Source organism: Kitasatospora sp. NPDC002522, assembly GCF_053595195.1.
In genome coordinates this window covers 1-5,039 of record NZ_JBSFXE010000093.1, presented here as the reverse complement: position 1 = coordinate 5,039, position 5,039 = coordinate 1, and the positions used below count along the sequence as shown (strand labels likewise).

4 protein-coding genes are annotated in these 5,039 nt (G+C 75.6%); 2 read left to right on the top strand and 2 right to left on the bottom strand.

Annotated features, from left to right (window positions below; genetic code table 11):
* Positions 1 to 143 precede the first annotated feature (143 nt).
* Positions 144 to 422: a hypothetical protein gene (locus tag ACWD4U_RS34505; protein WP_363462217.1), complete on the bottom strand. Its 279-nt coding sequence runs from the start codon at positions 420 to 422 to the stop codon at positions 144 to 146.
* 166 nt (positions 423 to 588) lie between these two features.
* Here ACWD4U_RS34505 and ACWD4U_RS34500 point away from each other — a divergent pair, with 166 nt between their 5' ends.
* Entirely contained in the window at positions 589 to 3,018 is a 2,430-nt protein-coding gene (locus tag ACWD4U_RS34500) for a lysylphosphatidylglycerol synthase transmembrane domain-containing protein (protein ID WP_363462219.1), read from the top strand.
* Between the two features lie 5 nt (positions 3,019 to 3,023).
* On the opposite strand, the gene ACWD4U_RS34495 is transcribed toward ACWD4U_RS34500, so the two are convergent.
* Positions 3,024 to 3,248 (bottom strand): hypothetical protein, encoded by a 225-nt coding sequence (locus ACWD4U_RS34495; protein WP_363462221.1) that lies wholly within the window; start codon positions 3,246 to 3,248, stop codon positions 3,024 to 3,026.
* A gap of 161 nt (positions 3,249 to 3,409) precedes the next feature.
* On the opposite strand from ACWD4U_RS34495, the gene ACWD4U_RS34490 reads away from it, so the two are divergent.
* Positions 3,410 to 4,951, top strand: coding sequence for an ATP-dependent DNA ligase (locus tag ACWD4U_RS34490; RefSeq protein WP_363462223.1), 1,542 nt, complete (start codon positions 3,410 to 3,412; stop codon positions 4,949 to 4,951).
* Positions 4,952 to 5,039 lie beyond the last annotated feature (88 nt).

Genomic DNA, 5,039 nt, shown 5'->3' with positions numbered 1-5,039 from the left:
TCGATGTGCTGTGGGCGATGCTGCGTGACAAGAGGCTGTTCACCTCCGCCCCGTCGGTCACGCAGACGGCTTGACACGATCATTGAGATTCCTTCGGCGGGGACGGAAGCTGCGGGCCCCACTCTCCCATCCCCGCCGGCGGTTCAGTGCGCGGAGTGCCGCTCCGCTCCGCGGTGCCGGTGGCCGGGTAGCTCGGTGTGCGCGGCGGGGCCGTCGGCCGGGCCGGCCATGGCGGGCGTCCGGCGGCCGCCGTGGCTGAACACCGCGTCGCCGAAGTAGCGGCCGGTGCCGGCGGCGAGGGCGGTGTCGGTGTGCCGCTGTGGGGCGAGCGGCATCGGATCGGCGGCCATCGTGCGGTTCTCCAGGACTTCCTGGGTCCCCTTGCGGAGCCTGGTCATCTTGTCGGTCGATCGCTTGGTCATCGCCGACCTCCCTTCGTTCGCCCGATATGCCCGATTATCCACCGGAATACACCCGCCCGGGGCGAACACCCTTTCGTCAAGCGCCAACTCGGCGTCGAAACGGTGTGGGAGCATGCGGCCCGTGGCCACGGTGATACAAGCCGACGAAACCCGGGAGACCGGTGCGGTGGAACCTGCCCCGGCGGGTCCGAGCGCGGGGCGGGTTCGGCATCCGGCTGCCCTGATCAGGCTGGGCGGCGGACTGGGCGCCCTCGGGCTGGTCCTGCTGCTGGCCGGGTACGCCCGGGCGTCCGCGCTGGGCCTGGACGCCGACATCGCGCACGGCGCGTCCCTGCTGCCTTGGCCGCCGGCCAAGCTGACCGCCGCGCTGTGCGGGGCCGCGCTGCTCGCGCTGCCGCTGACCTTCGCGGTGGCCCGGATGCTGCGCGGCGACGGCCGCCGGGTCGCCGACGGGGTGCTCGCCGCCGTCCTCGCGTACGGCCTGGCGATGGGCCTGGACCTGCTGGCCGGCGACCTGACCACGCTGACCCACACCGCGCCGATCGGCGCCGGCCGCACCGACCCCGTGTACGGGCACCTGGCGCCGGTGCTCGCGTTCATGACCGCGGTCGGCACCGCCGGGCTGCGCCGCTGGCGCACCGCGCTGGCCAGCACGCTCACGCTGGCCGGCCTGTCCGGGCTGGTCACCGGCTACGCGACCCCACTGTCGCTGCTGCTGGCCCTGCTGCTGGGCTGGACCACCGCGCACGCCACCCGGTACGCCGTCGGCGAGCCGGTCGGCTGCCCGACCGAGGGGCAGGTGGCCGCAGCGCTGACCGCCGCCGGGGTCCGCCCGGACGCCGTCCGCCCCGCCGGGCCGAGCCACTACCTGGTCACCCAGTACGACGGCGGCCCCGACCTGGACGTCTACCTGCTGGACCGGCACGCCCAGGCCAGCGGGCTGCTCGGCCACCTGTGGCTGGCACTGCGGCTGCGCACCGCGCCGCGCCCGCTGGGCATGCGCCCGCTGCGGGCCACCCTGGAGCACCAGGCACTGCTCGGCTTCGCCGCCTCCGCCGCGGGCGCCCGCACCCGTACCCCGGTCGCCGCCGTCGAGATCGACCCGGACGCGGCCCTGGTCGCCTACCAGCGCCTGGACGCCCGTCCGCTGGCCGAACTGTTCGCCGAGCCCGGCCCGCACGACGAGCCCAGCCCGCACGACGAGCCGGCCGAGGACCGGTCGTCCGGGGACCAGCCGTCCGACGCGCTGCTGCACGACGCCTGGCGGCAGCTGGCGCTGCTCCAGCGGCGGCGGATCGCCCACCGGGCGCTGGCCCCGGAGACCGTGCTGGTCGACCCGGAGGGCCGGGTCCACCTGGTCGACCTGGCCGACGGCGAGATCGCCGCCGGCGACCTGCTGCTGCGCCTGGACGTGGCCGGGCTGCTCGCGGTGCTGGCGCTGTACGCGGGGCCGGAGCGGGCGGTGCGGGCGGCGATGGAGGTGCTCGGGCCCGGCCCGGTGGGCGCCGCGCTGCCGCTGCTGCAGCCGATCGCGCTGGCCCGCGGCACCCGGGCGGCGCTGGCCCGGCACAAGGGCCTCGCCGCCGACCTGCGCACCGAGGTGCAGCGCCGGCTGCCGCAGGCCGTCGCGGAACCGGTCCGGCTGGAGCGGCTGCGCCCGCGCACCCTGGTGACGGTGGCCGCCGGGATGGGGGCCGGCTACCTGCTGCTGCAGATGCTGTTCAACGGCGAGAGCAACCCGATCACGGTGGTCGCCGGGGCGGACCCGCTCTGGCTGGCCGCCGCGGTGGCCGCGTCCGCCGCCAGCTACCCGATCGCCACCATCGCGTTCAGCGGCTTCGTCCCGGAGAAGCTCTCCTACCGGGCCACACTGGCCGCGCAGACCGCCGGCTCCTTCGTGAAGCTGGTCTCGCCCGGGGGCGTCGGCGGCCTCGCGCTGAACACCCGCTACCTGCAGTGCGCGGGCGTCCCCACCGCGCAGGCGCTGTCCAGCGTCGGCGCCACCCAGCTGTTCGGGCTGGTGCTGCACCTGCTGGAGCTGGCCGTCTTCAGCGCCCTGCTGGGCATCGGCAGCGGGCCGCTCGGCGCAGAGACCGACCGGCTGCCGGACGGGATGACGCTGGCGCTGATCGCCGCCGGGATCACCGTGGTGCTGGTGTCGGTGGCCGCCGTGCCGTGGCTGCGGCACCGGGCGCAGGCGCTGCTGCGCCCGCTGCGCGCCGAGGTGCTGCCGCGGCTGCTCGACCTGGCGCAGCAGCCCGGCAAGCTCGCCGCGGGCGTCGCCGGGCAGCTGCTGGTGTCGATGTGCTTCGTGCTGTGCCTGTACTGCTGTGCCCGCGCGGTGGGCCCGCAGCCGGGGTTCGTCGCGGTGGCGGTGAGCTTCCTGACCGGCAACGCGGTGGGCAACGCCGCGCCGACGCCGGGCGGGGCGGGCGCCGTGGAGTACCTGATGTCGGACATGCTGGCCGCCACCGGCAACATGGACCAGGGCACCGCGTTCGCGGCGGTGATGCTGTTCCGGTTCCTCACCTTCATGCTGCCGGTCCTGCCCGGGTGGGCCGCGTTCGCCTGGCTGCAGCGGCGCAAGGCGATCTGACCGGGTCAGTCCCGCTGGTCCTCCTCCTCTGCGGCGACCTCGCGCACCTGCTCCACGGCGTCGCCGTCGTCGGCGGGCTGCGCGCCCAGCGCGCGCTGCCTGCGCAGCAGTTCCAGGTCGTCGACCTCCGACTCGACCGCCTCGCGGTTCTCGTCGGCGGCCTCCAGCACGTCGGGGGACTGCTGGTCGGCGTCCTCGGGGTATTCCGGAATCTCGGAGTTCAGGCGCATACCGCCAGTATCCGGCCGAACCGGCCGGAAGCGGAGTGTTTCGGGCGGCGGGTCTCCCCCGGCCGGCGGCGCGGGCCCGCCGTGCGCCTGCCGGACGGGGACGGCGGGCGCTCGTAGGGTGGGCGGCGGGGAAGCGGTCACGACGCGGAGGGCACCCGGGGATGTTGTTGGCGGAGGTGGCCGCGGCGTCCGCGCGGTTGGCGGCGACGGCGGCGCGCGGCGAGAAGGTGCGGGTGCTGGCCGGGTTGTTCGGGCGGCTGGAGCCGGACGAGGCGCCCGTGGTGGTGGCGTACCTGGCGGGGCGGCTGCCGCAGCGCCGGATCGGAGTGGGGTGGCAGACCCTGCGCGAGCCTCCCCCGCCGGCGGCCGTGCCGACCCTGCCGGTGCTGGAGGTGGACCGCCGGCTGGCCGCGCTCGGCGCCCTGTCCGGTCCCGGCTCGCAGCGTGAACGCAAGCGGCTGGTCGACGAGTTGATGGCCCTGGCCACCGCCGTCGAGCAGCACTTCCTGCTCGGGCTGATCAGCGGCGAGCTGCGCCAGGGCGCCCTCGACGCACTGGCCGTGGAAGGGCTCGCGGCGGCCCGCGACGTCCCGCCCGAGGCGGTCCGCCGGGCGCTGATGGTCTCCGGCCAACTCGGCCCGCTCGCCCGCGACCTGCTCGCCGAGGGCCCGTCCGCCCTGGACGCCTTCCGGCTGACCGTCGGCCGCCCGGTGCAGCCGATGCTGGCGCAGAGCGCGGCGGACGTGGACGAGGCGCTGGACCGGCTCGGCCCGTGCGCGGTCGAGGAGAAGCTGGACGGCATCCGGATCCAGGTCCACCGGGACGGCGACACCGTCCGGGTGTTCACCCGCACGCTCGCCGAGATCACCGACCGGCTGCCCGAAGTGGTGGCCCGGGTCCGGGAGTTGCCCGAGCGGCGGCTGGTCCTCGACGGCGAGGTGCTGGCCCTGGACGCGGACGGCCTGCCGCGCCCGTTCCAGCAGACCTCCGGCCGGGTCGGCTCGACCGACCCCGCAGCCGGCCGCCATGCCGAACTGCCGCTCTCCGCCGTCTACTTCGACCTGCTGGTGCGCGGCGACCGGGACCTGCTGGACGCGCCCGCGGCCGAGCGGCACGCCGAACTCGCCGCCCTGCTGCCCGCCGGCGCCCGGGTCCGGCGGCTCCCGGTGACCGATCCGGCCGATCCCGAACAGCGGCGCGCCGCCCGGGAGTTCAGCCGGGCCGCGACCGCCGAGCACCGGCACGAGGGGGTGGTGGTGAAGTCCCTGGACGCGCCGTACAGCGCCGGGCGGCGCGGCTCCTCCTGGCTGAAGGTGAAGCCCGTGCACACCCTGGACCTGGTGGTCCTGGCCGCCGAGTGGGGCCACGGCCGGCGCACCGGCCGGCTCTCCAACCTGCACCTGGGCGCCCGCCGGCCGGACGGGAGCTTCGCCATGCTCGGCAAGACCTTCAAGGGCCTGACCGACGCCCTGCTGGAGTGGCAGACCGCCCGGCTGCAGGAGTTGACGGTGCGCCGGGAGCCCTGGGGCGTGGCGGTCCGCCCCGAACTGGTGGTCGAGATCGCCTTCGACGGCGTCCAGCGCTCCACCCGCTACCCGGACGGCGTGACGCTGCGCTTCGCCCGCGTGGTCCGCTACCGCGACGACAAGACGGCCGCCGAGGCGGACACCCTCGCCGCGGTGGCCGCCCTGCTCCCCGACTGACAGTGATGATGTTCCTGGTGATGTTGCCAGCGAGTCTGACCCACCGACTGACTGACGCCTCGGCTGTCCTGTTTGCGATTTGTCGGCT

Excerpts from the sequence above, each read along its gene's own strand:
- ACWD4U_RS34505 (WP_363462217.1), bottom strand. The coding sequence starts at position 422 with ATGACCAAGCGATCGACCGACAAGATGACCAGGCTCCGCAAGGGGACC.
- ACWD4U_RS34495 (WP_363462221.1), bottom strand. The coding sequence starts at position 3,248 with ATGCGCCTGAACTCCGAGATTCCGGAATACCCCGAGGACGCCGACCAG.
- ACWD4U_RS34490 (WP_363462223.1), top strand. The coding sequence starts at position 3,410 with ATGTTGTTGGCGGAGGTGGCCGCGGCGTCCGCGCGGTTGGCGGCGACG.